19 protein-coding genes are annotated in these 25,581 nt (G+C 61.2%); 10 read left to right on the top strand and 9 right to left on the bottom strand.

What is annotated here, in order from left to right:
• Window positions 1-115: 115 nt before the first annotated feature.
• Window positions 116-1,429, top strand: a complete 1,314-nt coding sequence (gene hemN, locus FHS69_RS04275) for an oxygen-independent coproporphyrinogen III oxidase (protein ID WP_166776668.1) — start codon at window positions 116-118, stop codon at window positions 1,427-1,429.
• Window positions 1,430-1,539: 110 nt separating this feature from the next.
• On the opposite strand, the gene FHS69_RS04270 is transcribed toward hemN, so the two are convergent.
• Window positions 1,540-1,806, bottom strand: coding sequence for a DMT family transporter (locus FHS69_RS04270; protein ID WP_341801663.1), 267 nt, complete (start codon window positions 1,804-1,806; stop codon window positions 1,540-1,542).
• A gap of 275 nt (window positions 1,807-2,081) precedes the next feature.
• On the opposite strand from FHS69_RS04270, the gene FHS69_RS04265 reads away from it, so the two are divergent.
• Window positions 2,082-2,507, top strand: a complete 426-nt coding sequence (locus FHS69_RS04265; RefSeq protein ID WP_166776667.1) for a PaaI family thioesterase — start codon at window positions 2,082-2,084, stop codon at window positions 2,505-2,507.
• 305 nt (window positions 2,508-2,812) lie between these two features.
• On the opposite strand, the gene FHS69_RS04260 is transcribed toward FHS69_RS04265, so the two are convergent.
• Both FHS69_RS04260 and FHS69_RS04255 read right to left on the bottom strand, forming a co-directional pair.
• On the bottom strand, window positions 2,813-4,807 hold the full coding sequence (locus tag FHS69_RS04260) for a TonB-dependent receptor plug domain-containing protein (RefSeq protein WP_341801662.1): 1,995 nt from the start codon (window positions 4,805-4,807) through the stop codon (window positions 2,813-2,815).
• 34 nt (window positions 4,808-4,841) lie between these two features.
• Window positions 4,842-5,462 (bottom strand): cation efflux transmembrane domain-containing protein, encoded by a 621-nt coding sequence (locus FHS69_RS04255; RefSeq protein ID WP_166776666.1) that lies wholly within the window; start codon window positions 5,460-5,462, stop codon window positions 4,842-4,844.
• Window positions 5,463-5,529: 67 nt separating this feature from the next.
• On the opposite strand from FHS69_RS04255, the gene FHS69_RS04250 reads away from it, so the two are divergent.
• Window positions 5,530-5,844, top strand: coding sequence for a MerR family transcriptional regulator (locus FHS69_RS04250; RefSeq protein ID WP_243844523.1), 315 nt, complete (start codon window positions 5,530-5,532; stop codon window positions 5,842-5,844).
• A gap of 202 nt (window positions 5,845-6,046) precedes the next feature.
• Here the strand turns inward: FHS69_RS04250 and FHS69_RS04245 are convergent, their stop codons facing one another.
• Window positions 6,047-7,219 carry an alpha-hydroxy-acid oxidizing protein gene (locus tag FHS69_RS04245; RefSeq protein ID WP_166776665.1) on the bottom strand — a complete coding sequence of 391 codons (1,173 nt, stop codon included), beginning with the start codon at window positions 7,217-7,219 and terminating at the stop codon, window positions 6,047-6,049.
• A gap of 179 nt (window positions 7,220-7,398) precedes the next feature.
• Here FHS69_RS04245 and FHS69_RS04240 point away from each other — a divergent pair, with 179 nt between their 5' ends.
• From FHS69_RS04240 to FHS69_RS04225, 4 genes are all read left to right on the top strand, one after another.
• Window positions 7,399-8,040 (top strand): TetR/AcrR family transcriptional regulator, encoded by a 642-nt coding sequence (locus FHS69_RS04240; protein WP_166776664.1) that lies wholly within the window; start codon window positions 7,399-7,401, stop codon window positions 8,038-8,040.
• 96 nt (window positions 8,041-8,136) lie between these two features.
• Complete coding sequence (locus FHS69_RS04235; protein WP_166776663.1) at window positions 8,137-10,431, top strand: TonB-dependent receptor; 2,295 nt, start codon at window positions 8,137-8,139, stop codon at window positions 10,429-10,431.
• Between the two features lie 3 nt (window positions 10,432-10,434).
• Complete coding sequence (locus FHS69_RS04230; protein WP_243844522.1) at window positions 10,435-11,358, top strand: MBL fold metallo-hydrolase; 924 nt, start codon at window positions 10,435-10,437, stop codon at window positions 11,356-11,358.
• Window positions 11,355-12,584 carry a cytochrome P450 gene (locus FHS69_RS04225; RefSeq protein ID WP_166776662.1) on the top strand — a complete coding sequence of 410 codons (1,230 nt, stop codon included), beginning with the start codon at window positions 11,355-11,357 and terminating at the stop codon, window positions 12,582-12,584. Before FHS69_RS04230 ends, FHS69_RS04225 begins: the two co-directional genes overlap by 4 nt.
• A gap of 61 nt (window positions 12,585-12,645) precedes the next feature.
• Here FHS69_RS04225 and FHS69_RS04220 read toward each other — a convergent pair whose 3' ends face one another.
• The 3 genes from FHS69_RS04220 to FHS69_RS04210 all read right to left on the bottom strand — a co-directional run bounded on the left by FHS69_RS04220 (window position 12,646) and on the right by FHS69_RS04210 (window position 17,471).
• On the bottom strand, window positions 12,646-14,565 hold the full coding sequence (locus FHS69_RS04220; protein ID WP_243844521.1) for a flavin-containing monooxygenase: 1,920 nt from the start codon (window positions 14,563-14,565) through the stop codon (window positions 12,646-12,648).
• An 89-nt stretch (window positions 14,566-14,654) separates the two neighbouring features.
• Window positions 14,655-16,280, bottom strand: coding sequence for an AMP-binding protein (locus FHS69_RS04215; protein WP_166776660.1), 1,626 nt, complete (start codon window positions 16,278-16,280; stop codon window positions 14,655-14,657).
• A 12-nt stretch (window positions 16,281-16,292) separates the two neighbouring features.
• Window positions 16,293-17,471, bottom strand: coding sequence for an iron-containing alcohol dehydrogenase (locus FHS69_RS04210; protein WP_166776659.1), 1,179 nt, complete (start codon window positions 17,469-17,471; stop codon window positions 16,293-16,295).
• 115 nt (window positions 17,472-17,586) lie between these two features.
• Here FHS69_RS04210 and FHS69_RS04205 point away from each other — a divergent pair, with 115 nt between their 5' ends.
• A complete protein-coding gene (locus tag FHS69_RS04205) occupies window positions 17,587-18,735 on the top strand; it encodes a CaiB/BaiF CoA transferase family protein (protein ID WP_166776658.1) in 1,149 nt (382 codons plus the stop codon).
• 84 nt (window positions 18,736-18,819) lie between these two features.
• A complete protein-coding gene (locus FHS69_RS04200; RefSeq protein WP_067504488.1) occupies window positions 18,820-19,257 on the top strand; it encodes a Ros/MucR family transcriptional regulator in 438 nt (145 codons plus the stop codon).
• Window positions 19,258-19,500: 243 nt separating this feature from the next.
• On the opposite strand, the gene FHS69_RS04195 is transcribed toward FHS69_RS04200, so the two are convergent.
• Together FHS69_RS04195 and FHS69_RS04190 are read right to left on the bottom strand one after the other, a co-directional pair.
• Window positions 19,501-22,623, bottom strand: coding sequence for a PAS domain S-box protein (locus tag FHS69_RS04195; protein ID WP_166776657.1), 3,123 nt, complete (start codon window positions 22,621-22,623; stop codon window positions 19,501-19,503).
• Between the two features lie 281 nt (window positions 22,624-22,904).
• Window positions 22,905-24,560 carry a ShlB/FhaC/HecB family hemolysin secretion/activation protein gene (locus FHS69_RS04190; protein ID WP_166776656.1) on the bottom strand — a complete coding sequence of 552 codons (1,656 nt, stop codon included), beginning with the start codon at window positions 24,558-24,560 and terminating at the stop codon, window positions 22,905-22,907.
• A 139-nt stretch (window positions 24,561-24,699) separates the two neighbouring features.
• Between FHS69_RS04190 and FHS69_RS13780 the strand changes: the two genes are divergently transcribed.
• A partial coding sequence (locus tag FHS69_RS13780; protein WP_208380068.1) for a FecR family protein occupies window positions 24,700-25,581 on the top strand: 882 nt, incomplete at its 3' end.

Below are 25,581 nucleotides of genomic sequence, written 5' to 3'. Positions count from 1 at the left end.
CGTAAGCCAGCGCGCGAGGAACCTTGTACTGTGAAGGCGTGCCATGCGAGATCATGCCGCAAGAGATTTGATCTGGCGCAATGACGCGCACGGCGGGTAGCCTCACTAGGCCCACATGTGGACATACTACTCCGACCTGCTCGCCAAGCCTGTGCCCCGTTACACGAGCTATCCCACCGCCGTCGAATTCGGCGATATCGACACCGGCCTGCATAGGCGCGCGCTGGAGGAGGCGGAAGGCGACATCTCGCTCTACGTCCACATCCCGTTCTGCGAGAAGATATGTCACTATTGCGGATGCAACACGGCTACATCAGGCCGGCGTCAGCGGCTCGAGACCTATCTGGCTGCACTCCACCATGAGATCGAGCTGGTCGCTGCGCTGCTGCCGGAATCTGCCCGAATCGCGCGGGTCGCCTTCGGAGGGGGCAGTCCGAACGCCATCGAGCCTGACGACTTCCAACGTCTGGTCGACAGCCTGCTTGCGAACCTTCATGTGTCCAATCCGACCTTCTCGATAGAGCTCGATCCGCGAACCATCACGCGAGAATGGGCCGACGTGATCGGACGGGTCGGCATCGAACGCGCAAGCCTGGGCGTTCAGACCTTCTCGGCCCAGTGTCAGGAGGCGATCGGCCGGGTGCAATCGGAGGATTGCATCGTCCAGACCGTCGACTGGCTGCGCGGGGCGGGGGTGACGTCGCTCAATTTCGATCTGATGTACGGACTGCCGGGTCAGACGATGCACGATCTCGAAGACAGTTTGCAGCGTACCCGCGTGCTCGGCGCTGACCGGGTCGCGCTGTTCGGCTACGCCCATGTGCCGCATATCGTGCCCCGGCAGCGGGTGATCGATGGCAGCAACCTGCCAGACCAGCGCAAGCGCTTCGCCATGGCCGAGATGGGATACGCCTATTTCGCGACGCATGGCTACGCGCCGATCGGTTTCGACCATTTCGCCAAGCCGGGCGGGGACCCGCTTGCCCGCGCGGCGCTGGACGGAACCCTGCGGCGTAACTTTCAGGGGTTCACCGACGATCCCAGCGACATCCTGATCGGGCTGGGCGCATCGGCGATCAGCAGTTTTCCGGAACTGCTTGCACAGAACGAAAAGAACAGCGGCCGCTATCGCATGCTCAGTTCCCGATCGGCCCTGTCGGCAAACAGAGGCGTGATCCGAACTGCTGACGACCGTCGCCGCGGGGCGATAATCGAGAGGTTGCTTTGTCGTGGGAGGGCGCAACTGAGCACCGACATCCTGAGCTCGGTCGGTAAGGCGCTGCAGCCATTCGCCGAGCGCGGGCTGGTGTCGATAACCGGTCATCGGCTCGAGATACTGCCTGAGGGCCTGCCCTACGCTCGCACGATAGCATCTCTCTTCGATGCGCACCGGCAACCGATTGCGAGACAGTTTTCGTCGGCAGTCTGACGGGAGGGTCGCCGAGGCGGAAGGCCCCGCCCGAATAAGGTGAGGATAGCAACGTCCGTTTTCACCGAACCGTGACCATGGAGGAACGACGGAAATTGGAGCGAAACCGGCTAGTTCGCCAACTTCAGGGTTGCGACCCCAGCGATGATCAGAACGACACCCAAGTATCGCAAGAACGATGTTGGATCGCCGTAAGCAATTACACCCACGAAGAACGTGCCTGCCGCCCCGATACCAGTCCACACTGCGTAGGCGGTGCCAAGCGGGATCTGCTTCTGGGCATACCAAAGCAACGCCCCACTAAACATCATGAAGAGCACGGCAATTGCAATTCCGGTGATCCGGGTCGCAGGCTCTTGCGCCATTTTCAGCCCCACGGGCCGCCAATCTCAAACAGGCCGGCAAGAACGAGCAATATCCAAGCCAATCCAGGCCTCCCAGTAACAATCGATCGGGCGAAGTGGCGCTCTTCGATGGGCGCACAGAACTTTTCTCTCCCGGTACGTGGGCGCGGTAGCGGTTGTCTTCAACACCAGCTTCGGCAAAGGGCGAAGCGGAATGATCGCTACCGCGCGAATGGACGTTGCAGCTCAATACTCGGTGCTCATGCACACGCAGGTAGTCTCAAGATGGAAAGGGAGAGCCAGGCGCAATGGCGACCGAAACGGATATATCGGCAGAATTGACCGCGCGTCAGGAAGGGATGCTTCCCGGCCAGCTGAAACTGGTTTGGAAAGAGGTAATCAATGGCCGGGCGCACGGTAGCTTCGTTGTCGCAAAGCAGCACCTAGCGCCAAATGGATATCTGCACGCTGCGTCGATAATCGCATTGGCAGATTCCGCTTGTGGCTACGGTTGCATGGCCTCGCTCCCGGACGGGGCCGCCAATTTCACTACGATCGAGCTGAAAGCGAACTATCTCGGATCCGCGAAACTTGGCGACACTGTCACTTGCGCGGCCACTCTCAAGCATGGAGGAAGGAGCACGCAAGTGTGGGATGCCGAAGTGGTAAATGCTGCGTCGAGCAAGACGATAGCGTTGTTCCGCTGCACTCAGATGATACTCTACCCTCGCTGAACAAAGATCAGACGGGCCGGGGCGGCGTTTGGGTCCGTGAGAGTCAATGCGAGACCTTTGAGTAAACTCCGAAGTCCATTCCGGCTAGGCGCAAAGTCATGAGTCGATCTTGCGGCCCCCCTCTCCGGGGGCAGAGCAAGGGCCAGCACTTCCCGCCTGCGGCTAGATATGAGTCGGCGGCGATTGTTATCGCGATCCATCCCCAATTGGGAATAATGGTGGAGATGGACTTGGTCGCGAGCGACCATTTTCGCTTCGTCTTGCTGTGAACCGCAGGACACTTGCCTTAGGAAGCCTTCTCCGATTCAGTGTCCGCCGAACCGCAGCCGGATGCCGCCGTTGAGGATGAAACCTTCCAGCGGTGCCCATGCATCGACTGTCCATTGCCCGCTGGCTGCGCGCTGCGGCAGCAGAAGCGGGTCGTATTTCGTCTGGCGTACGTCGAGCAGATTTTCCGCATTCGCGAACAGGCTGATCTTGCCGATCGTGATCTCACCGAGAATGCCCAGATGCAGATAGGGGCGAGAGCGCGTTCGATAGGGATTGTCTTCGAGCGCCTGTTCGCCTGTGTAATAGGCCTCTATCCCAATCCGGCCCTTGCCATGCTCCTCCCACATGCCGACTAGGCCGGCCGTGTGCTTGGGTGTCAGCGGAACTTCGCGGCGGCCATTACCTGATGCTTCGGGTTCGGTCGCATCGACGAAGACGTAACTGCCGGTCACCGTAAAACCATCCTGCTTGAAACGGAGCAGGATTTCGGTTCCGCGAACGCGTGTCGTGCCGTCAATATTGACCAGCTCAACCCTGTCAGTCGCGATCTCGCGAAGGCGCGTGGCATTCTCGATATCCGCACCAAACAGCGTCAGGTTGGCCTCCCAGGGGCCGTCGGCATAGCCAAGATCGAGCGATGCGGTTTGCGCCGTCTCCGCTTCGAGGTCCCCTAGCGGCCTGAGCCGGGAAAGACCCGCTGCTGCAATCGCATCGACAAAGGGAGTCGGCGCGAAGAACCCACCGCCAAGCGAACCGCGGATGGTCCAGTTGCCCGGACGGTAAAGCGCGGAAAGCCGCGGGCTGAACTGTGTTCCGAACTCGTCATGGAAATCGACACGCGCGCTCGCAGCTAGCGTCAGGTCGAGCGTTGCTTCCTGTTCGAGCTGCGCGAAGACGCCCGGAACATCGTAGGTGTAATCGAAGGCCGGAAATGTCTCGGACCGGAATCCATCGGACTGGAAGGCGATGCCGCCGATCCACGAGGTTGCGCCGCTGCCGCCCGAAACCGAGGCTTCGCCGAAAAGGCTGGTGTGGTGGTCATCTTCGACGACTGCGCCGTAACGATGCAAATGGTCTTGGCGCATGGCCGAAGCGCGCAGGTTGAGCGTCGCAGAGTCCGAAAGGGGTGTTGCCGCGACCAGCCCTGCATCGAAACGCTCGGTATCCTGCGTCTGCGGATACGCTGTGCCATCGGGCACCGTCCTGCCGGGCAGCGTGCCGCCCACCCGGTCTTCGGTCATTGCGCCTATGGTCAGGTAGACCGATGACCCGTCATCGCCGTCCCATTGGAACCGCGGCCTTGCAGTCAGCCGGTCGTAAGCGGCCATGTCGTACCAGCCGTCGCCATCGAGGTCCTGCCCGCTCTGGCGGTGCGCACCGGCGGTGAGCGAAAGTCCTGTAGTCTCGTTCAGTGGTGCCGCAGCATAGGCGGTCAGGTCCTGTCCGCCCCGCGTCGTGACATTTCCCAGCACTTCGGCTTCGAATTCGTCGCGGGGGCGCTTGGAAATGAGGTTGATAACGCCGCCCAGAGCAGAGGCGCCGTAGAGCGCCGAGGCCGAACCCTTGATGACCTCCACCTGACCGAGATCGGTCGGCGGGATCTGCAACAGACCCAGCGATGATGCCTGCCCGCCGTAAAGCGGGAGGTTGTCGGCAAGCAGTTGTGTATATCGGCCTTCCAGGCCCTGGATGCGAATATTTGCTGCACCGAGGGCGGGCGAGGTCACTTGTACGCGGACACCGCCGGTCTCGTTGACCAGCATCGCGATATTGCCCGGACGCATGATCGCCTTCTCTTCGATTTCCTCGCCGGCGATCACCTCGACACGGATCGGCTCGTCTTGCACTCGTCGACCCGAGCGCGTTCCCTGGACGATGATTTCATGATTATCCTCTCCGTGTTCAGCTCTCGCTTCGGCCTGGGCATGGTCATCCCCGACCGACCCCGCGTCCTGGGCGGCGGCGGGCATCGAGAATATGAAAGGGGAGGCTGCACCGAGCAGCAGCGCGGCGCGCATGGCGTTGGTCACGATTGGTCTTTCTTCTTGGAATTGATGTGAGAGCTTATCCGTGTGCGAGCTCGCGCCGCGCCTTCCGGAAGATCTCTGCGGCGGCCCATAAGGCTAGGCCTGCCATAACGCTCGCGATCAGCAGATCAGGCCATGCTTGTCCCGTGCCGCACACGCCGAGCGCCGCGCCGAGAACGGCTATATTGCCGAGTGCGTCGTTGCGCGAGCAAATCCAGGCAGAGCGCATGTTCGCGTCGCCCTCGCGATAGCGGAACAGCATGACCGCCACGATCACATTCACGAACAGAGCCAGAGCGCCGATCATACCCATGGCCTGCGGCTCCGGATTCGACCCTCCAATCAGTCCGTAGAGCGCGGAGCCGACCACCCACAGCCCAAAGGCCAGCATTGTCGCCGCCTTCAACAGAGCGGCCTTCGCGCGTGATGCCAAGGCCATGCCCGCAACGCCAAGGCTGATGGCGTAATTGGCAGCATCCGCAAAGAAATCCAGCGCGTCGGCTTGGAGCGCGCGGGAATCGGCGGCAACACCGGCGATTATCTCGACCACGAACATCGCTGCATTGGCGACAAGCGCGATCCACAGGATCGCACGCCAGCGCGGATTATTGTGCGGGTTCTGGTTCGGTTCGGGTGTCTGGCAGCAGGATTTGCCCATGCCGCGCTCCTTGCAACGTTCGAGTCGCAGGCACATATGCACCTTGTAGCAGCTACAAGGTCAAGTAATGCGTATCGGCGAACTGGCACAGGCAACCGGCACAAAGGCGGAAACCATCCGCTATTATGAGCGAGAAGGCATTCTCCCATACGCAGATCGAACCGACAGCAACTATCGCGACTATTCAGAAGATCACTTGGCGACGCTCACCTTCGTGCGGCGGGCGCGCGAGCTTGGCTTCAGCATGGCGCAGGTGCGCGAGTTGCTGGCGTTGTCCGATCGCGACGACAAGCCATGCCAGGATGTCGATCGGCTTGCGCGATCCCAGATTGACGTGGTGCAAAGGAAGATTGATGATCTCACCGCGATGCGAGACGAATAGAGCCGCATGCTCGCAACCTGCGATACCGACAAGATCGGTCAGTGTCGGATCGTGGAGAGCTTGGCGAACGGAGCGCGAAGTTGATAATCGGAGGGTCGGGATTCCCAGCTGCAACTCGCATGGATTATTTTAGGTAGGCACGTTTACAACCCGCCCCCCCCCCCCGGGACTATCGCGGTTCGGTTGTCTTCTTTCGCGCGGGTTATGCAATGTCTGCTCGACAATGCGCTCCAGCGGCGCGGATCGCGTCTATGTCGGGGTATCCGTTAACCGCCATCAGCAGGTCGGCTTCGGCCAATATCGACGACAGCACATGTGCAGCGCCGCGCGCACCTCCGATCGCGAGGCCGTAGGTGTAGGGGCGCCCGATACCTACTGCGGTTGCGCCCAACGCTATCGCCTTCACCACGTCGGTCCCCGACCGGATCCCGCTGTCGAACAGCACCGGGGTCGATCCCGCGCCCGCGACGACATCGGGTAGCATGTCGATCGCGGCGATGCCCCCGTTTGCCTGTCGCCCACCGTGGTTCGAGCAGTAGATCGCGTCCACGCCGAGATCGCTTGCCTTTCGCGCGTCATCGCCGTGACAGATGCCCTTGAGCACGATCGGCATGGAGGTGGCTTCGCGAAAACACGCGATATCATCCCATGTGAGTACCTGTCCGAAAACCGAGGTCCACATTCGCACAGCCCCCATCAGGTCGTCTTCTGGCGGCGCATCCAGCAGCGACCTGAAAACCGGGTCGCTGAAGTAGTTCTCGAGCACCTTGCCGCGCAGCTGCGGGAAACTGGCCGTGTTCAGGTCACGCGGTCGCCAACCGGTAAGCCAGGTGTCGAGCGTGATGACCAGCGCCCGGTAGCCTGACTGTTCGGCGCGTGAGATCAGGCTCTGCGCCAGATCCCTGTTCTTCGGGGTATAGAGCTGGAAGAAGGAGGGGGTTTCACCAGCCGCCGCGCGCACTTCCTCGAGCGGGCTGTTGGACAGCGTCGAGGCACAGAACGGTACGCCCGTTTCTGCAGCCGCTTGCGCGGCGGCAATATCGCCGCGACGGTCTTGCGACATCTCGCCGTTCAAACCGATGGGCGCCATGAAAATGGGCGAGGGCAGCCGGAGGCCGAACAGTTCGATGGACAGGTCACGCTCCGAGCAATCGACCAGCATCCGGGGCACCATTCCCCAATCATGAAATGCCTGCGCGTTGCGATCCTGCGTATGTTCGTCGCCGCACCCACCCTGAACGTAATTGAGCAGGGAGGGAGAAATGGCGCTTTGTGCGCGTTCTTGCAGCGTCGCGAAATCGACCGGGAAATCGGGCAGGATGCCGTTCAACCCAGCATTATAGATCGCGTTCTGCATGTCGCCGAAATGTGCCAATTCCCGTCTCCCGATGTAGTGTCGACACGATAGGCCCAAGCGCCCGATATACCAAGGACCGAAAAAAACTACTGGTCAGTAGATGGGAATCTTGGCATGAAGGGTGTGCACGGTGGATACATCCCGCCGGCAGGGGAGACGGAATTGCTTGGCCTTTCGACATCGGCAATGGTGTGCGTATGCCTGCTCTAGCAGAGGATGAGCGCGTGCCCGGCAAAGCGTCGAAACCTTCGATCAAGAACGAATTCACAGCGTTCAAGACCAATCGCATCGTCGAGGTTGCGAGCCATCTGTTCTACGAGCGCGGTTACAGCAGTTGTACTCTCGACCACGTTGCGGAGCGGCTCGGCGTAACCAAACCGTTCCTCTATTCCTATTTCAAGAACAAGGAGGCGATCCTCGCGGCGATCTGCGAGGTCGGCATCAGCGAATCGCTGAGCGTGCTCGAACGCACCCTGGCGGGCGAGCATGCCGACCACCGCGCCTTGCTGGCCGAAGTGGTGCGGCAGGTGGGGCGTATCGTAATCGACCGCCAGGAATATGTCGTCGTCTACCAGCGCGAGATGAAGCATTTGAGCGCCAAGGATCACGAACGCATCCTGCGGCTGCGGCATTCGTTCGACCATCAGATCGCCGAGCTCATTCGCGAAGGTGTGGAGGCGGGCGAATTTCGCGAGGATACTGACTCCTTCGTGGCCGTCTGGATCGGCGGTTTGATCAGCTGGATTCCCACCTGGTATTCGCCGCAAGGCCAGAAGTCCGCCGAAGACGTTATCGACCAACTCGTCGATGCCGCCATGCGACTGGCCGGCGCAGAGTAAGTTTCACGACATGAATGCGATGTCCAAAAAGACCTGACCATACATTAAGATACTGATCGGTAGATTATAAATGCCGTCGGTATGAAGGGAGAGAACATGACACAGATCAGCTTTGCGCGGGGCCTTCTTGCTGCCACTGCGATTTCGTCCTTTGTCGTCGCCGGGCACGCGTCGGCGCAGGAGTCGGGCGGCGTCGCCGGAACTGCGCCTGCCAGCACCGGCGAAAACGTGATCATCGTCACCGCGACCAAGTCGGGTCAGTCGCTTGAGGATACGGCAGCTGCGATCTCCGTTCTTGGTGCAGACGATGTCGGTGCCGGCGGCATAGAGGATGCGGGCGATCTGGCGGCTGCCGTGCCCAATGTCTCAGTGGGCGATCAGTTCGGGGTCAACCGGACTTTCATCCGCGGGATCGGGCTGACCAGCATCGATCTCGGAGCCGACGGCGCGGTCGCCTTCCTGCAGAATGGCGCGATCAACAGCCGCCCGGCGGCGCAGCTCAGCGGTTTCTACGATATTGCGCAGATCGAAGTCCTGCGTGGCCCGCAGGGCACCACCTACGGCCGCGGAGCGACCGGCGGCGTCATCAACATCGTCACCGCGCGTCCGACCTCCTACTTCGAAGGGTATGCGCGGGCGACCTACGGCAATTACGACGCGGTGACGCTCGAGGGCGCCGTGGGCGGCCCGATCGCGGGTGACGCGCTGGCATTCCGCGTGGCGGGAAAATACGAGAGCCGGGACGGTTTCGGCGAGAACCTCGTGACGGGCAACCCGGTCGACGACCGCGACGCCTATGCCTTTCGCGGATCGCTGCAGGCAAACCTGACTCCCGATCTGGAGGTGCTGGTGGTCGCGGACCATTTCCGCGAGGATGATTACAATTACGGATTCCATTATTTCGGACCCACCGTGGTGCCCGAAGCCGCGCTACCCGGCCCGTTGCTGGGCGGAGACACGATCAACGACTACTATGCCGATCTCGGCCGGCCGGTCGATAATCGGAACCTCTATTCGAACGAGGACGCTATAAACGATCGCAAGGGCACAAGCGTCCAGGGCATCGTGACCTTCGATCGTGGTGATTTTTCGCTCACTTCCACGACCGCCTATCGCACATTCGAACGGTTCAATCGCAACGATCTCGACGTCAGCGATGCCAATGCCTTCGGTCAGAACAACTATATCGAAGATAGCGAGTCCTTCAGCCAGGAGCTGACTTTCACGGCTGATCTCGGGACCATCTCGCTGCTCGGCGGTGCGATGTATTTCGAGGAAGAACTTTTCGGCGAAGTTCGCGTGCCGACGATCAACCTTGCGCAGTATTTCAATATTGCGCTCGGCACCAATCTTCCCGCCGATCTGTTCGACGGAGGGAATTACCTGCAGAGCGGTACGGTAAAGACCGAGGCCGTCGGCGCCTATCTCGAAGGCGCGATCGACATCACGCCCAGCCTGACTTTCACTGCCGGCGCGCGCTACAATTGGGAGAAGCGTTCGGGTACCGGCCGGTTCACCTTCGATGCGCAGGGCATCGACATTCCCACCGACAAGAGTGGCGATTGGGATGCGATCACGCCGAAGTTCGTGCTCGAATACGAAACGGCGGGCGGTACGCTGTTGTACGGCAAGGTCACCAAAGGCTTCAAGTCGGGCGTGGTGAACATCGGCAGCGTAAACTCGGTCATCGATCCGGAAGATGTCTGGAGCTACGAACTCGGGCTTCGCGGCGAAACCGTGGATGGCGTATTCGGTTACAGCGTGTCGGCGTTCTATTACGACTACACCAATCTGCAGATCGGTTTCGTCAACGAGAACAGCATCGTCGAGACGATCAACGCCGCATCGGCGCGCAATTACGGGCTTGAGGTGGAAACGACCATCCGCCCCGCTCCGAATACGACGTTCCGGATCTTCGGCACATATCTGAACGCCAAGTACTCCGATTTCTGCAACGGCTATTATGGTGCTGGCGACCCGACCCGCCGGCAGTTCCCGACCTGTGCCGACCAGCCGGGCCTGTCCGACCTTTCGGGCAATCGCCTGGCGAATGCCCCCGAGTTCACGGTCGCGGTCTTCGCCGATCACACCGTCGATCTGGGCACTAGCGGCACCATCGACCTGTCGGCGGACCTCAACTTCCAGGACGAAGTGTTCTTTACCGAATTCAACAATCGCGACGCGCGCCAGGAGGCTTTTGCAATGGCCAACGCCAGCGTCACCTACCGTTCCCCGGACGAAAGGTGGTCGGTCGCGGTCTGGGGCAAGAACATCTTCGACAAGTACGCGCTCGCCAACACGATCGTCACGGCACCGCTCTACGGTTTCGTATCGGTTGGCTCGCTGCGCCCACCACGGACCTATGGTGTCACGCTGGGGATCGACTTCTAGAGCTTGGGCGCGGACATGGCAGAAGCATTCCGCATCGGCCGCTACAAGGTCCATCGCATTGAAGAGTGGCAGGGCGGGTTCAGCCCGCCCGAAGCCCTCTTCGCCGAGTTCGAGGCGCAGGCGTTCGCACAGGTTGCGGACGCTTTCGAGCCGGACTGCCTGCGGGAAGGCATGATCTATGGCTATCTGCAAAGCTGGCTGATCGACACGGGCGATATGCGCGTGCTGGTGGATACCGGGGCGGGCAATGGGAAGCAGCGCCCCGGGATCCCGATCTTTGGGGATCTCGATACCAGCTTTCTAAGCCGGCTGGCCGATGCCGGATATTCGCCCGAGGACATCGATACGGTGTTCTGCACGCATCTCCATATCGATCACGTCGGGTGGAACACGCATTTGCAGGATGGGGAGTGGGTGCCGACCTTTCCCAATGCAACCTATTGCCTCCCGGCCGTCGACGACAGCGCCTGGAACCCCGATGGGGACCAGTACCGGACAATGTCCGGGGCCCACGTTAATGCGAATGTCTACGAAGACAGCGTCGTCCCCGTCCTTGCCAGAGGCAGGTGCCGGCTGGTTAACGATGGCGAGGCTATTGGTGCGGGGATGACCGCAGTCCACGCACCGGGCCATACTCCGGGTCACATGGTGCTGGAAGTGTGCGACGACGGGGACATGGCTCTGTTCACTGGCGACATCCTGCATCATCCGATGCAGGTCTATCGCCCCGATTGGAACAGCGTCTATTGCGAGGACCGCAACCAGGCTGCGGAAACCCGGCTCAAGGTGCTGAACCGGGCAGCAAACAATGATGCGCGAATTGTACCGGCCCATTTCGGGGCCCCGCATTCGATCTTCGTCGAACGCCTGCCGGACGGGCGGTTTCGGCCCCAAAATGCCATTCGAATCCGAGGAGGATGTCCATGAGTAGCTCTGCCGTACCGTCTTTCTCGCCCGATGCTCCGGAAATCCACGCCGATCCCTATCCGGCATTCGGGCGGTTACGCGAACTCGACCCGCTTCATCGTTCCGATCTGGGCTACTGGGTCGTCAGCCGCCACGAGGACGTCCGTTCGGTGCTGATGGACCGCCAGGGGTTTGGCCAAGGCGATTTTGTCGAGAACATCAGGCTGTTCTACGGTCCGGATTTCGACGTCATGGGGCAGCGCGCGTACAAATGGCTGTCGGAAGTATTCCTGATGCAGGACCCGCCGCATCACACCCGCGTTCGTGGATTGGTCACGGGCGCCCTGAACGCGAAGCGCGTGCGGGCAATGGAGTCGCGCATCCGCCAGATCGCGGACGATCTGATCGACGCGATGCTGGCGTGGGGCAGGGCTGAATTCATCAAGGATTTTGCCTACCAGCTACCCGTGCGGGTCATGTGCGACATGCTCGGGATCGACCCGGGCGATCCGCGCTTGCCCGAGGTCATTGATGCGATCGCACGCAGTTTTATCGTGTTCGAAGCGCGCGCGCTGACCGAGCAGGAACTGGCGGAGGCCAACGAGCAGATCGGCGTGTTGCAGGCATTCTTCGAGGAGCTCTTTGCCGATCGGATGGTAAATCCCCAGGACGACCTTGCTACCGCGCTCGTCCAGTCCGGCGGACAGGAAGACGTGCTCTCGCACGAGGAGCTCGTTACCGTTGCCATAGGTCTGTTCGGTGCAGGCTTTGAAACCACCGCCCACATGTTGGGCAATGGCATTCTCTCCTTTGCGCAAAACCGGCAGCAATGGGCAGCGTTGGTGGCCGATCCGCGCAATCGCTCGGCAGCCGCGGTCGATGAGACACTGCGGTTCGAAAGCTCGCTCATCGCCACTTATCGCACGGCGCTGGCCGAAACCCAGATCCGTGGAGAAACCATCTACCCCGGCGAGAAAGTCCTGACATTGATCGGTGCCGCCAATCGCGATCCCCGCCTCTTCGATGACCCCGACCGGTTCGATATCGGGCGCGACGCGCGCAAGCATCTGAGCTTTGGCGGCGGCATTCATTTTTGTGCAGGCGCGGAACTCGCACGGCTCGAGGGGCGCATCGCATTCGAACAGCTGGCAGAGCAAATGCCCGATCTCGAGGCCGATTGTGCGGCGCCGGAATGGCGGCCGGGATTTCTATTTCGAGGCCTCAGCCGCCTTCCCATCACCTGGTAGATCGAACAGAAGGATCGAGGCCGCTCTCGTCGCTCACAGCGCGAGAGCGGCTTCCCATGTTCTAGGCAGCTCCGCTGCTTTCTTGCCGGTGGTCGAACTGCAGATCCGCTTCATCGGGGGAGCGGGTCATCCTCCAGAAGGCATCGTTGCGCCACGGGGTGATCGCCACGACGCGGCCCTGTGAATTGCGGTACCAGTTCTCGGTTCCGGGATGCGTCCAGACCAGCCGGTCATGTGCGTCGTCGATGCGGCGGCTGTAGTCCGTATATGCGGTTTCCTTGACCTCCACGGTCGAGGCTTCCTGTGCCTCCGCACATTGAACGACCTGACCGGCGAAATGCATCTGGTTCTCGATGTTGCGGATCATGCTGCCGCCATGACCCGAGCCGACGTTGGGTCCCAGCAGGATGAAGAAGTTCGGGAAGCCCGGAACGAGCGTCCCGAGATAGGCCGATGCATTGTCTTCGCCCCAATGGTCGCGCAGCAATTGCCCTTCGCGGCCGACGATGTCGTAGGACCCGAGAACATTGGTGGTTTGAAAGCCGGTAGCGAGAATGATGACATCCGCCTCGACAGTTTCTCCCGACGACGTGAACAGCGTATTGCCATCCACTTTCGCGAGATGTTCTGGAATGAGGTCGACATGCGGCTTCTTGATCGTACGGAACCAGCCGTTGTCGAGCAGCATGCGCTTCGCGAAAGGCGGGTATTCGGGCAGCACACGTTCGATCAGCTCGGGGCGATCCTGCAATTGTTCTTCGACGTAGCGGGTGAACACGCGGCGGTGCGCGTCGTTGATCTCGTTTACCGCGCGCTCGGGATGCTCCCACTCGGGATCGCGGAACAGCGTTCCGTGCACTCTGTCGTTGAAAGTCCAGGACAGTCGCTGCTCGAGCCATGCCCGGTAGAGGGGAACGACCTGCATCAGATAGCGTACGCCTTCGGGTACCTTCTTGCGGAACTGCGGGAAGGGGGCCGCCCATTGTTTCGACCGGGCAAATATGGTCATCCGGCTCACCTCGTCGGCGATCGCCGGGGCGACCTGCATGCCCGATGCGCCATTTCCGATGACGGCAACGCGCTTGCCTGAAAGGTCTGCCTCCGCCGGCCAGCGACTGGTGTGGTAAACCTCGCCCGCGAACTCATCGAGGCCATCGATTTGCGGGTACTTCGGTATGTTGAGAATGCCCACGGCGCTGAACAGATAGTCGGCGCTGTGGGTCTCGCGCTTGCCGTCCGGGGTGGTGATGGTGACATCCCATTGGTCGGTCGCCGTATTCCAGCGCGCCTCTTCGACATGCGTCCGGAAGCGGGCCTTGTCGTATAGTCCGAACTCGAGTGCGGTATCGAGCAGATAGCCTTCGATTTCGTCGCGCAGTGGGAAATACATCGACCAGTCGTTCGGCCGACATGAGAATGTGTATGTGAGCGAAGGGGTGTCGACGCCGCAGCCGGGATAGCGGTTTTCGAACCAGGTCCCCCCGAAATCCTCGTTCTTTTCGAACAAGGTGTAATCGATGCCGAGCTTGCCGAGTTCGATACCGGCGCAGATCCCCGATACGCCCCCGCCGATCACGATGGCAGTCTTATCGACCGCGATCGCCGCTTCGGCGGTCGGTTCAAGATCGTAACCCATGCCTGCGGCTACGATGTCGCCGTATTCCTCGGGAACGTGCTCGGTCATGGCGACCGAAAGCATTTCGGCAAGGCGAAGGTTGTTGGGGCGCTCGATCGCCAGCGGCTTGCCCGCGAGCCAGGCTTCGATCGCTTCTTCTGCCGCCGTCCGGATCTGCGTCTGGACTTCGTCGGGGAGCTGACCGCTGTCATTGTCGTCGAGCCCGGGAGAGCGCCCCGGCGCGAAGGGCTCTTGAAGCCAGGTTGCTTCGCCCGTCATCTGGTACAGCACCATCAGCAGCGCGGGAATATTGGCGTTGGCGATCCCGTCCTTGAGCAGGGTACGGTTCACCTCGGCGGCAGGCATGGGGGGATTTGAGAGCGGTGATTGCATTGAAATACGGATCCTGCATCGACCGGATGGCGGCCTTGTGAAACGTGGTGAAGCTGGCTTGGCTAGGCGCTGAACTTCTCGCGCCTGACGCGCAGGCCCGCCGCTTCCCGATCCCATGTGTCGGAGGTGACCCCTTCCTTGCGCAGGTCGGCCTTCATGACCTTGGCCGACGGGGTCTTGGGAAGTTCGTCGAGTATCCGGATGTACCGGGGAACCATGAAGTAAGGCATGGTATCGATCAGGAATTCGGCGAGTTGGCGCGCCTCGAGTTTCTGTCCCGGAACCGGGGCGACGATAACCATCACCTCGTCTTCAGAGAACTCGCTCGGTACCGCCACCGCTGCTGCCTCGCGGACCGCGGGATGGCTGCAGACATCGGCTTCCACCTCGAAAGAGGAGATGTTCTCACCGCGTCGCCTGATTGCGTCCTTCACGCGGTCGACGAAATAGAAGTAGCCTTCCTCGTCACGGCGGAAGGCGTCGCCTGTATGGAACCATCCGTTGCGCCAGGCCTCCGCAGTGGCTTCGGGATTGGCGTTATAGCCGCTGTTCATGGCCCACGGCCGATCGGTCCGCACCAGCATTTCGCCGATTTCGCCGATCGGTACTTCACAATCGTTGCGATCGACCAACCGGACATCCACACCGTCGCGGACGCGCCCGCAGGTACCGATCTTCTTCGGATTGGCTTCCGACACGATCGGCGAAGAAATCTCGGTCATGTTGAAGATGGTGTAGATATCGACCCCGAAACGCTCGGTGAAGGCCGGCGCGTCTCCCGTCAGCGGGACCATGAAGGCCTTCTTGACCGTGTGATCGCGATCATCGGGTCGCGGTTCGGCTTTCAGCAGGAATGTGGCCATGACTCCCAATAGGAACACCACGGTCGATTGGGTCGCCTTGGCAACCGCCCAGAAGTCCTCGGTCGAGAAATTGTCGATCATGGCGACCGACGCGCCCCGGGCCAGCATGACGAACGGCGGTCCCATGCCACCGATATGGAAGATCGGCGCGACGCACATGTAGCGGTCGTTCTCGTCCACCATGGGCCAGGATTCGGGGCCGGCATTGGTGAACATATGGAGATAGGACGAGAGAACGCCTTTCGAGGGGCCGGTCGTGCCCGAAGTGTAGATGATCGACTGGATATCCCACGGCTCGATGGGCCGCGCGAGCTCGAGTGTCTCGTCTGCGGCAGCTGCCAGTTCGTCGAATCGCTGGATCGGCCGTGGCACTTCGGGGACTTCAATGCCCGTCGTCACGACCAGCCGTTCGACGCGACCGAGATCGATTTCGGACAGGCGAGGGACGAGATCCGGATGGACCAGCAACACGCGCGCGCCGGAATTGGCGATCACATGCTGCAGAAGCTGGCCCCGATATGCCGTGTTAAACGGGACGAAGACCGCGCCGATGTAATTGATGGCATAGAACGCGATCAGCGCGTCCGGACCGTTGGGAAGCCATACGGCGACATGTTCGCCCTGTTCGATCCCCATCGCCCGCAGACCGGCGGCCTTGGTGCGGACCTTGTCGCGCAGTTCGGCAAAGGTCCACTCCTCGCCATCGGCGAATACGACATGCGGCTGGTCCGGGCGCTCGTTCGCCCAGCGATCGAGCAGGTAACGCAGGACGCATTCGTCGCGGTTCGGAATGCGCGCATCGGTGAAGTCACGTTCGCGGGTCATGCGTTCCATTCCTCAGGCTGCCAGTCGCAGGATCTGCATCACATCATCGGCGGTGCGTATGGGGCGGGGATTGGTGCGCCCCCAGATGTCGAGCAGAGTGTATTCCGAAATCTGCTGGAAGCGGCTCTCGTCGACCCCGACCTCGGCCAGCGTGCGCGGCATGCCAAGCCCGCGGATGAAGGCATCGAGAGCCTCGGCGGCGGTATCTTGCGTGTTGCCGAGCACTGCCAGCGTGCGTGCCTGGCGACTATCGTCGTGCTCGGCGTTCCACTGCAGGACGTAAGGGGACATCACGCAGGAGCAGTAACCATGCGGCACATCGCAGGTGCCGCCCAGAATATGACCGATCGCGTGGCTTGCCCCCATCGGCACGCCACCGATGATGCTGATCATCGATTGCCATGCGCCGATCTGGCACTTCAACCGCCCCTCCATATCGGCGGGATCCGCCTTCACGCGGGGCAGGCCTTCGACCAGCAACCCCAGCGCGCTTTCGGCCAGACCGTTGGCGAAATCATTCGATTTGTCGGACGACAGCGTCTCGACCGCGTGGTCGACCGACCGAACGCCGGTCGAAAGCCACAACCACTCGGGTGTGTGCACCGTGATCCGCGGATCGAGAACGACCATGACCGGCGCCATGTCGCGATGCTCGTAACCCTGCTTGTGCTGGGTCGCCTCGTCGGTCGCGCCGGACAGCGCGTTGAACTCGCCCCCGGAAAGGGTGGTGGGTACGCAGATTACGGGCACGTCGGGGCCCGCCGTGATCGGGTTCACGACCGCACCTTCCTCGGTGACATAGGTGCGAAGCGGCTCGAAATCCTCGATGCTGCGGACGTCGTGTTTGAGCAGTAGCGCCACGATCTTGGCGGCGTCGGTGACCGACCCGCCGCCGATTGACACGATGAGATCGGCCCGGGCGTCGCGCGCGGCATTGGTCGCCGCAAGGACATCGGTCCGCGGTGCATGCGAGGCTATCCCGCTGAAGGTCGCCGCATGACGGTCTCCCAGCGCATTTGCGATTTTCGCGATCTCGTCGGTTTCCTGCCGGAGCGTCTTGGATGCCAGCAGAAAGACACGGGATGCGCCCATGGCGTCGGCCTGCTCGACGAGGACCTCGGCTGCCGGATTGCCCATGGTAACCCGCTCGGTGCGCGTGAAGCGCAACTCGCTCGGTGTGAAACTCGTCATTCAAACCTCTCCTCACCCACCGCCCGCTGTTTTGCGGATCGATAATTTGATAGTGACATTCAATCGAGCTACTGGCTAGTATATTTTTCAACTTATCAGAATATCGAGGGTGGCGATGGAGAAACAAAGGTTTGGCGATGGCCGTCCGCCCGAGAACGCGGCGATGCCTCTCGCGGGTACGAAGGTGCTCGAGTTCTCGGGGCTGGGCCCGACGCCATTCGGCGCAATGCTGCTGGCCGATTTGGGTGCCAGCGTTCTGCGAATCGAGCGGGCCGGCGCGGTGAACCCGCTTGGAGGAGACCCACGATTCGATTTCATTTATCGGGGTCGCCCTTCGATGGCGGTCGATCTCAAATCGCCTGAAGGGCTGGAGCGCGTGCGTGATCTGGCTGGCGCGGCCGATGTCCTCATCGAAGGCTACCGACCAGGAACGATGGAACGTCTCGGCCTCGGCCCGGATACACTTTGTGCTGACAACGAGCGGCTGATCTACGCGCGGATGAGCGGTTGGGGACAGGATGGTCCGCTGAGCGGCAAAGCCGGTCACGATATCAACTACCTGGCTTTGAGCGGCGCACTCTTTCCCCTCGGGCCTAGCGATGCGCCGCCGGTCCCCCCGCTGAACTATGTCGGCAATTTCGGGGGAGGGGGCACTTTTCTCGCGATGGGCGTGCTCGCTGCGATGCAGGAACGGCAGCGCTCCGGCACAGGGCAGGTGCTCGATGTCGCCATGATCGATGGCATCAGCGTCCTGATGACGCAATTGAGTGGCTGGATGCAGATGGGCCAATGGTCGGCCGGGCGCGGCGGCAACTTGCTCGATGGCAGCGCCTATTTCTACCGCTGCTATGCGACCCGCGATGGTCGGCATATAGCGGTGGGCGCGCTCGAGAAGCCGTTTCATGATGCCTTTGTCTCGGCCCTCGGTCTCGATCCCGAAGACTGGAACGATCACCTGGAACCAAGCCATTGGGCGATCCGCGGTGACAGGATCGCAGCGATTGTTGCGGGGGAAATCCTAGAGCACTGGCTGACGGTTTTCGACGGTGTCGACGCCTGCGTGTCCCCCGTGCTGAGCGTTGATGAGGCCGCCCGTGATACGGGCGGTACCAAGCGGGGCTCTTGGGTGCGCGACACGCGATCTTTCCAGCCCTTTCCGGCGCCTCGTTTCTCGCGTTCGCCGGTCCGTCAACCGAGCCCCACGCTTGATAATGCAGAGCTCGAAAGGGTCCTGCACGCGTGGCGCGCAGAGGCCGCAGCCTGAAGAAGAGACGAAGGGGCGCATGCACGAAGCAAGCCCTCCGACAAGCAGACAAAGAATGGCCACCGGCCGGAGAAGGATGATACGATGACAATGAATACCGACGAGCAGGCGATGAAACTGGTGGCGCTAACGTCCGAAATCGTCGCTGCGCATGTGGCCAACAACGCGGTCGCTGTCGAAGAGGTCGCGACGCTGGTCTCCAACGTGCATACGGCCCTCGCAGGCCTCGGGGCGGACGCCGCGAAGGAAGAGGCGCCCGTTCCGGCCGTCCCGATCCGTTCCTCGGTGAAGCGCGATTACATCGTCTGCCTCGAGGATGGACGGAAGCTGAAGATGCTGAAGCGGCACCTCAGGAAAGCGTACGATCTCTCGCCCGACGAATATCGTGCGCGCTGGAACCTTCCTTCGGACTATCCGATGGTGGCGCCTGCCTATGCGGAAAAGCGCCGGGATCTCGCGAAGAAAATCGGCCTCGGCAAAGGCAATACACACAAGCGCGGGCGTCGCCCCAAGTCTGGTTGAGCTAGGCCAGAGCGTATGTCCCCTACTGGATAAGCGGACCCGAGTGGCGCAGCGACGGACAAGTTGCTCGGAGCTCAAAAACCGCGCGCAAACGCCGGTACCGTTTATTGGCAGCTCCGGTTGCGAGGTGCGAGGGTGCCCCGATACTCTCGGATATCGGTACATCCTCGCCCTTATGGCATTCGTCTCAATGCCCGATCCAGAAGGTCGCAAACGGTATCCTGGCGGGTTGGGGAGGGACGATCAGGCTACCCGGTTCAATTCTTCGAATGCCGTCTTGGCCAAGGCCATTCGCTGGTCCGCGTCTCCTGCCGATTTCATCCCCCGCTCGACCTCCGATGCCATGCGACCGAGCCGTACTTCCCCGAAATGTGACGCGATGCCAGCCAGTTGGTGCAATGAGCTTGCGACTTCCTCCCAGCGGCTGTCGATATTGGTGATCGCCAGATCCGCCAGCATTTCACGCACGGCATCCTTTAGGGTTTGGTAGTTCTCCGCGAGGTCCGAGATGTCCAGCGCGTCACCCGCATCGCCATCAGGCTTTGCGGCTGCAGCTTCACCCTTCCTGGCAAACCTTTCGACCGCCTTCACGAGATCGCACATCTGCAGCGGCTTCGCGAGATGGCCTTGCATGCCCGAAGCGAGACACCGTTCGATGTCCTCGGGATAGGCGTTAGCAGTCAACGCAACCACCGGCAGTTTCGCTGCATTGAAGCCGCGAGCTCTCAATTCCCGAGTGGCGCTGATACCGTCCATGAGCGGCATTTGCAGATCCATCAGGACCATCGCGAACTGGTCGCCATGGGCTTGCGCCGAGGCGACCGCATCCAGCGCTGCCTTGCCGTCCCCGACGATGTGGGGCTCGTAGCCTGCATTGCGACACAAGGCTTTGATAAGGCGCTGATTGATCTCGTTGTCTTCGGCTATCAGTAAACGCAATGAAGGGCGGTCGACCGCTGGTTTCTGCGCGTCGGGGTGGGGGTCTCCTTTGGGCGCTTCAGGGGCCTCTGCCGCGACCAGCGGCAGGACGACCGTGAATGTCGTTCCCTTGCCAGGTGTGCTCGTTACCGAGATATCGCCTTCCATCATGTCGACCAATTGCCTGCTTATGGTCAGGCCAAGGCCGGTGCCTCCAAAACGACGCGCGATCGTCCCATCGGCTTGCGTGAAATGCTTGAAGATCGCGTCGAGCTTTTCGGACGGGATGCCGATCCCTGTATCGATCACGTCGATCGCCAGCTTGCGACCACTGTCGATTTGCTTGGCGACGAGGCGGACACCGCCGTCCTCGGTGAACTTTATCGCGTTCCCAAGGAGGTTGAGCACGATCTGGCGCAATCGAAGCGCATCGCCCACGATGTAGGGCGGTATCTCGGGAGCGAAGTCGATCTCGACACTCAGCCCCTTTTTCTCGGCGACTGGCTCCATGAGTTTGACGATGCCGTTCAGCTTGTGGCGCAAGTCGAACGGGTCGTTGGAGATACGCATCTGGCCAGCCTCGATCTTCGAGATGTCCAGAATGTCGTTGAGAAGGCGCATCATCGCACGACCAGAATCGGCGATCAGCTGGACATAACTGCGCTGCTCCTCGTCGAGCTCCGAATGCTGGAGAAGGTCGGTGAACCCGAGTACACCGTTCATCGGTGTGCGGATCTCGTGGCTCATATTGGCGAGGAAGGCCGATTTGGCCATCGCAGAATCCTCGGCCCTGCGGCGGGCTTCGCGCAGTTCCAATTCGAGCTGGCGTGCTTCGGAAACATCAACCGCTGCGCCGTAATATCCCTTGACCCTTCCATCCTCATCGAACTCGGCGGAGTTGTAAGTCTCCATCCAGACATGGCCGCCATCGGCGCTGTGGAATTGGATGAGGCGCTTGCGCAAATCGCCGGGAGCAAAGTCTTGAAACGGCGGATTCTCTTGCAAGGGTTTAAGGTCGGCCACCGCGTCCAGCCAACCTCGGCCCAGCATTTGCTCGACTGTCATACCGACCTTCGCTGCCCATCCCGGATTGATGTAGGTCAGCTCGCCAGCGGCATTTGCACGGAAAATTCCGACGGGTGCAGACTCGGCCAGCAGGCGGAACCGCGCCTCGCTGTCTTTCAGCTCGTTCGCCTGCTTAACCTCCAGCGAAATATCGCGGATGTTTCCGATGGTGCCGAGGAATGCCCCGTCGGTGCCGCTCAGTCGCTTCACGCCGACTTCGATGTAGTGACATTCGCCAGATTTGTCGAAGAACCGCTGCTGGAGAGTAGCCTCTTCGAGGTCGCCGCTGGCGATGCGGGGATAAATCACATGTGTCGCCGCGAGATCTTCGGGATGCAGGAATGCGGTCGTCGGCTTGCCGAGGCTTTCCTCGATCTTGTAGCCGGTCAGGGTTTCCCACGCGGGATTGAGGCTTGACCAGCAACCATCGGCATCGGCGCGAAATATGACGTCTCGAATGTTATCGAGAACTTCCTGTTTCTCGTCGCGCTCCAGACGGAGTCGCAAACGGTCGCGGTTCCGTTGCGCGAGGAGTGCCGCGACGGGAAAGCCGATCGCGAAATTCGTGGCCAGGAATGCCTGGTATGCCACCAGCTGCAATTCCGAGCCCCCGCGGACGAGAACTATGGGCCCCAGTCCGATGGCAGTTGCGGCAGACGAGATTGCCGTGATGAGCAGCGTTGCGACGGCGGTCCCGACAAGGCCGGTGCGAAACGCGGCATACAAGACCAGCGGGGACGTAAGGAACAGGAACGGGAAGGTGGTCTGCGTGAAGATGAGCATCGTGCCGATGGTCACCAAGGCCACCATGACCATCCATTCCAGCAGGTCTCGGGTCTGCGGCGACTTGCGTTCGCGCCACGCGCCAAGGAATACGAGCGTGACCGGCAGGATTATTATGAGGCTGAGTGCATCTGCTATGAGCCATCGCTGCCCATCTGCCAAAGAGAACCCGGTACCGGTATCGGCAAGCACCACGCTTGCAACAATTGCGGATGCGAAGGATGCGACGACAGAGGCGAGGATAAGCACTGCATAGGTGTCGACCTCGGCGAGATCGAGCGCCGCGTCCTTCACCTTGCGCACCAGCAGAACAAGGGTGGCAATCTCGACGGAATTCGCGATCGCAAGCCCCAGCGCGATGCTCCAATCGTCGCCAACCAGACGATTGACAGCGATGTTCGCGAGCAGACATCCCAAGATGTAGAATGGCGCGGCGCGCGTCCGGCTATAGATGAGCCATGCGGCCGCAACCGCATTCGGCAGCCATAGCATCGCTATGCGTTCGTTTCCTCGCGTGAGAGCAATGCCGGTATAAGCAAGGATTCCGAAAAGCGATGCCAGCACCAGAACGAACGCAGCTTCCTTGCGCAGCAACTTCACAATCCTGCCTCCCTCTTCGCGATCGACATGGCTTACGAACGGTTAACAGCGTGCTTACGCCATAGACAGGGAAATGAGGGGGCTGGGTGCCTTCACGCCTGTGAAGCCGGCGACAGCCAATGGCGTGATCGACAGTCCTGCCCAGCGCTAGCCTCGGAAGTTAGGGCAGCCGGCGCACCCTCAATTACGCGGGTAGGCAAGGCGCCGGGGCGAGGGGCGAAGGCCGTCGCCTCATTGGATCGTCCGACGCTAGCTTTCCGATTTTACACAGGCACCAAAGGCTACAGGGTCTTGCGCAACTTCAAGTTGAGGCGAGGATTGTCGTCATCCGTGTCATAACGCGGGCCGCTGAGCGGCATAGCCAGTTCAACATCGAAATCGAGACCGCTGACGATGTCGGTCCTCAACCCGCCGCCTGCAGAATACAATTCGCCAGTACCCCGCCCGTTATCGATATTTCCGACATATCCGCCATCGGCATACGCATAGAACTGCATGTTATCGAGCAGGCCGAGCGCGTCCTCCCAATCATAGCGCAACTCGCCCGACCCCATGATGCCTTCGTCGCCCGAACGCTGGCTATAGGGGTAGCCGCGCAAGAATCGGTTGCCGCCAAGCCCGAGGTCTTCGGTCGAAAGCAGCGGTGCACTTGCGATCTGTCCGCGTGCAGCAAGCTCCATGCTGAAGCCCGAGCCCAACTCGCGCTCCCAATCCGCCCATGCATAAAGGCTGCTGAACACCGCTGACGCATCGTCGCGGGAGGCGAGTGGATCACCCCGCTCGGTTGCGCCGAGGACCGACAGCCCCTGTGAATAGGTCACCCGCGCACGATAGCGCCCGCCGGCGGCAGCGCCCGCCATGAAAGCGCCGAGCCGCACAACCGGAATACGATCGTGGCGGTCGAGTGCGCCGTCGCGCTCGCGGCGGATATCCCGGAGCTGCAATTCGGCCTCGCCCCACAGGCTGAAATTGCGGCGCCTTAAGAAGGGGTGGCGCAATTCGATGCCCAATCGGGTCGAACGCCCGGTAACGTCGTCGTCTGCGAGATAGGCGCCCGGATCGGTTCTCGAATGCGAAACGACGATGCCTGCTTGTGTGCCGTTCGAGCTGATCACCGCTTCGTATTTGAGCTTGGCATATTGCAGTTCGCCCGGTTCGAAGGGAGTGGTTGCCAGCGTTATGTCGACCTCGTCGGTCGGCGTGAGCAATCCGTTGAAGTCGGCATCGATACGCAGCCGCTCGGGGCCTACGGGCGCCGTCCCGTCATTCTCGAACACCACGGCACCGCTGGCGCGCGATCGCCGCGCCTCGAGAACCAGCACGCCTCGATCGGCTTCACGTTCGAAATAGGCCCGGCGCACCCGCACGCCTGAAATATCGTCTGCCAGCAGCAAGTGCCGTTCGAGCCGTGCCTTCGTCACGGGGCGGCCGTTCAGCAACGGGGCAAGCTGGCTGCGGATGGCGGCATCGTCGTCACCGTCGATCCTGATCCGGTCGATCCGGCCTTCGTCGACGCGGACGCGAAGCACACCCGCGCGCAATGACTGCGGCTCGATCATCGCGGTCGCGAACACATAGCCCCTGGCCTGGGCGCGCGCTGCCACTTCGCTGGCGAGGGTATTGAGTTGCTCGCCGTTCAGGTCACGCGCGGCGTATCGCTCGATAATGTCCACGAAGTCGACGACCGACAATTCGACCAATCCTTCGAGCGAGATCGGCCCGACATTGTATATACCGCGGCCAAGGCTTTGTCGGTCGTCGGTGCGCGGTTCGATTTGCGTAGCGGATGGGGTTTCGCGAGATGGAGAGACGCTTCTTTCCTTCGCGTCGATAGCCGCGGCTTCATCGATCGGAGCGCGCGTTTCCTGCGCATTCGCGGGCAGAGCAAACGCCAGGCTGATCGCTGCCGCTAAGTTGGGGGAAAATGGGTAACGCACGCGTAAGGCACTCCGGATGAAGCACCAGCACTAATGCGCCAGGCATTAATTTTCGGTTGAATTACCATGTGTTTAACCATGTTTGATTGCCATATTGGAACATAGCGGTGCGAGATGGGATGCTAATAGGAGACCCATCTTGCTGACTCGGAAAATCCTCAGAACTGCTCCGCTCGCCCTCTTGCTCGCCAGCACGAGCGTCCACGCACAGGTCGCCTGGACGGTCAGCGAAACCGACGGTCGCGTGGCCATTCGCGACGAGAGCGGTGAAAGGCCGGCGCGTCGCGGCGCGAAGATTGCGGCCGGCGGTACGATAGAAACCGGGGCGAACGGCTCGGCCGTTATCGTGCGCGAACGTGAATTTGTTACCGTCCGGCCCAACACACGCCTCAAGGTGCCACAACCTTCCGAGGAGCGTTCGGTAATCCAGATCGTACAGGACTGGGGCAGCGCGATTTTCAATATCGGCAAGCAGCCCGATCCTCATTTCGGGGTCCGTACGCCGACCCTCGCCGCGGTGGTGAAGGGAACCAGCTTTTCGATCACGGTCGATGGCACGGGTTCTTCCATGCAGGTTACCGAGGGCGCGGTCGAAGTATGGACCGGCGATGGTGGCGCGCGCGATCTCGTGACCCCGGGCGAAGTGGCCATGGTCGGCGCGGATGATCCGTTCCGCCTGACGATCATGGGCGATGAAACGCGCACCCTGGATTCACCTGCGCGCGATCACGGGACACCGCCTCCGCCGGCTGCACCGCTCCCGGCCGCGACAATGCCGGTTGCGATCACGAATGCGACAGCGGGAGAAATTGCCTCTGAACAACCGGTCATCGAGACCCCGTTCACGAGCGAGCCGACCGATCTGGAGGACACGACCGAGGGCCTGGTTTCGGGTGAGATCGCGGCGGTGACCGACGAATTCGTGGCCGATCTGTCGCAGGAAGAGAGCGAACCCGAGCCCGAGCCCGAACCCGAGCCCGAGCCTGAACCAGAGCCGGAGCCGGAGCCGGATGGCGACGAC

This window comes from Qipengyuania flava, assembly GCF_011762005.1.
Lineage (GTDB): Bacteria > Pseudomonadota > Alphaproteobacteria > Sphingomonadales > Sphingomonadaceae > Qipengyuania > Qipengyuania flava.
Note: the sequence above shows the minus strand (reverse complement) of the source record. Positions and strands in the feature narration are given on the sequence as shown.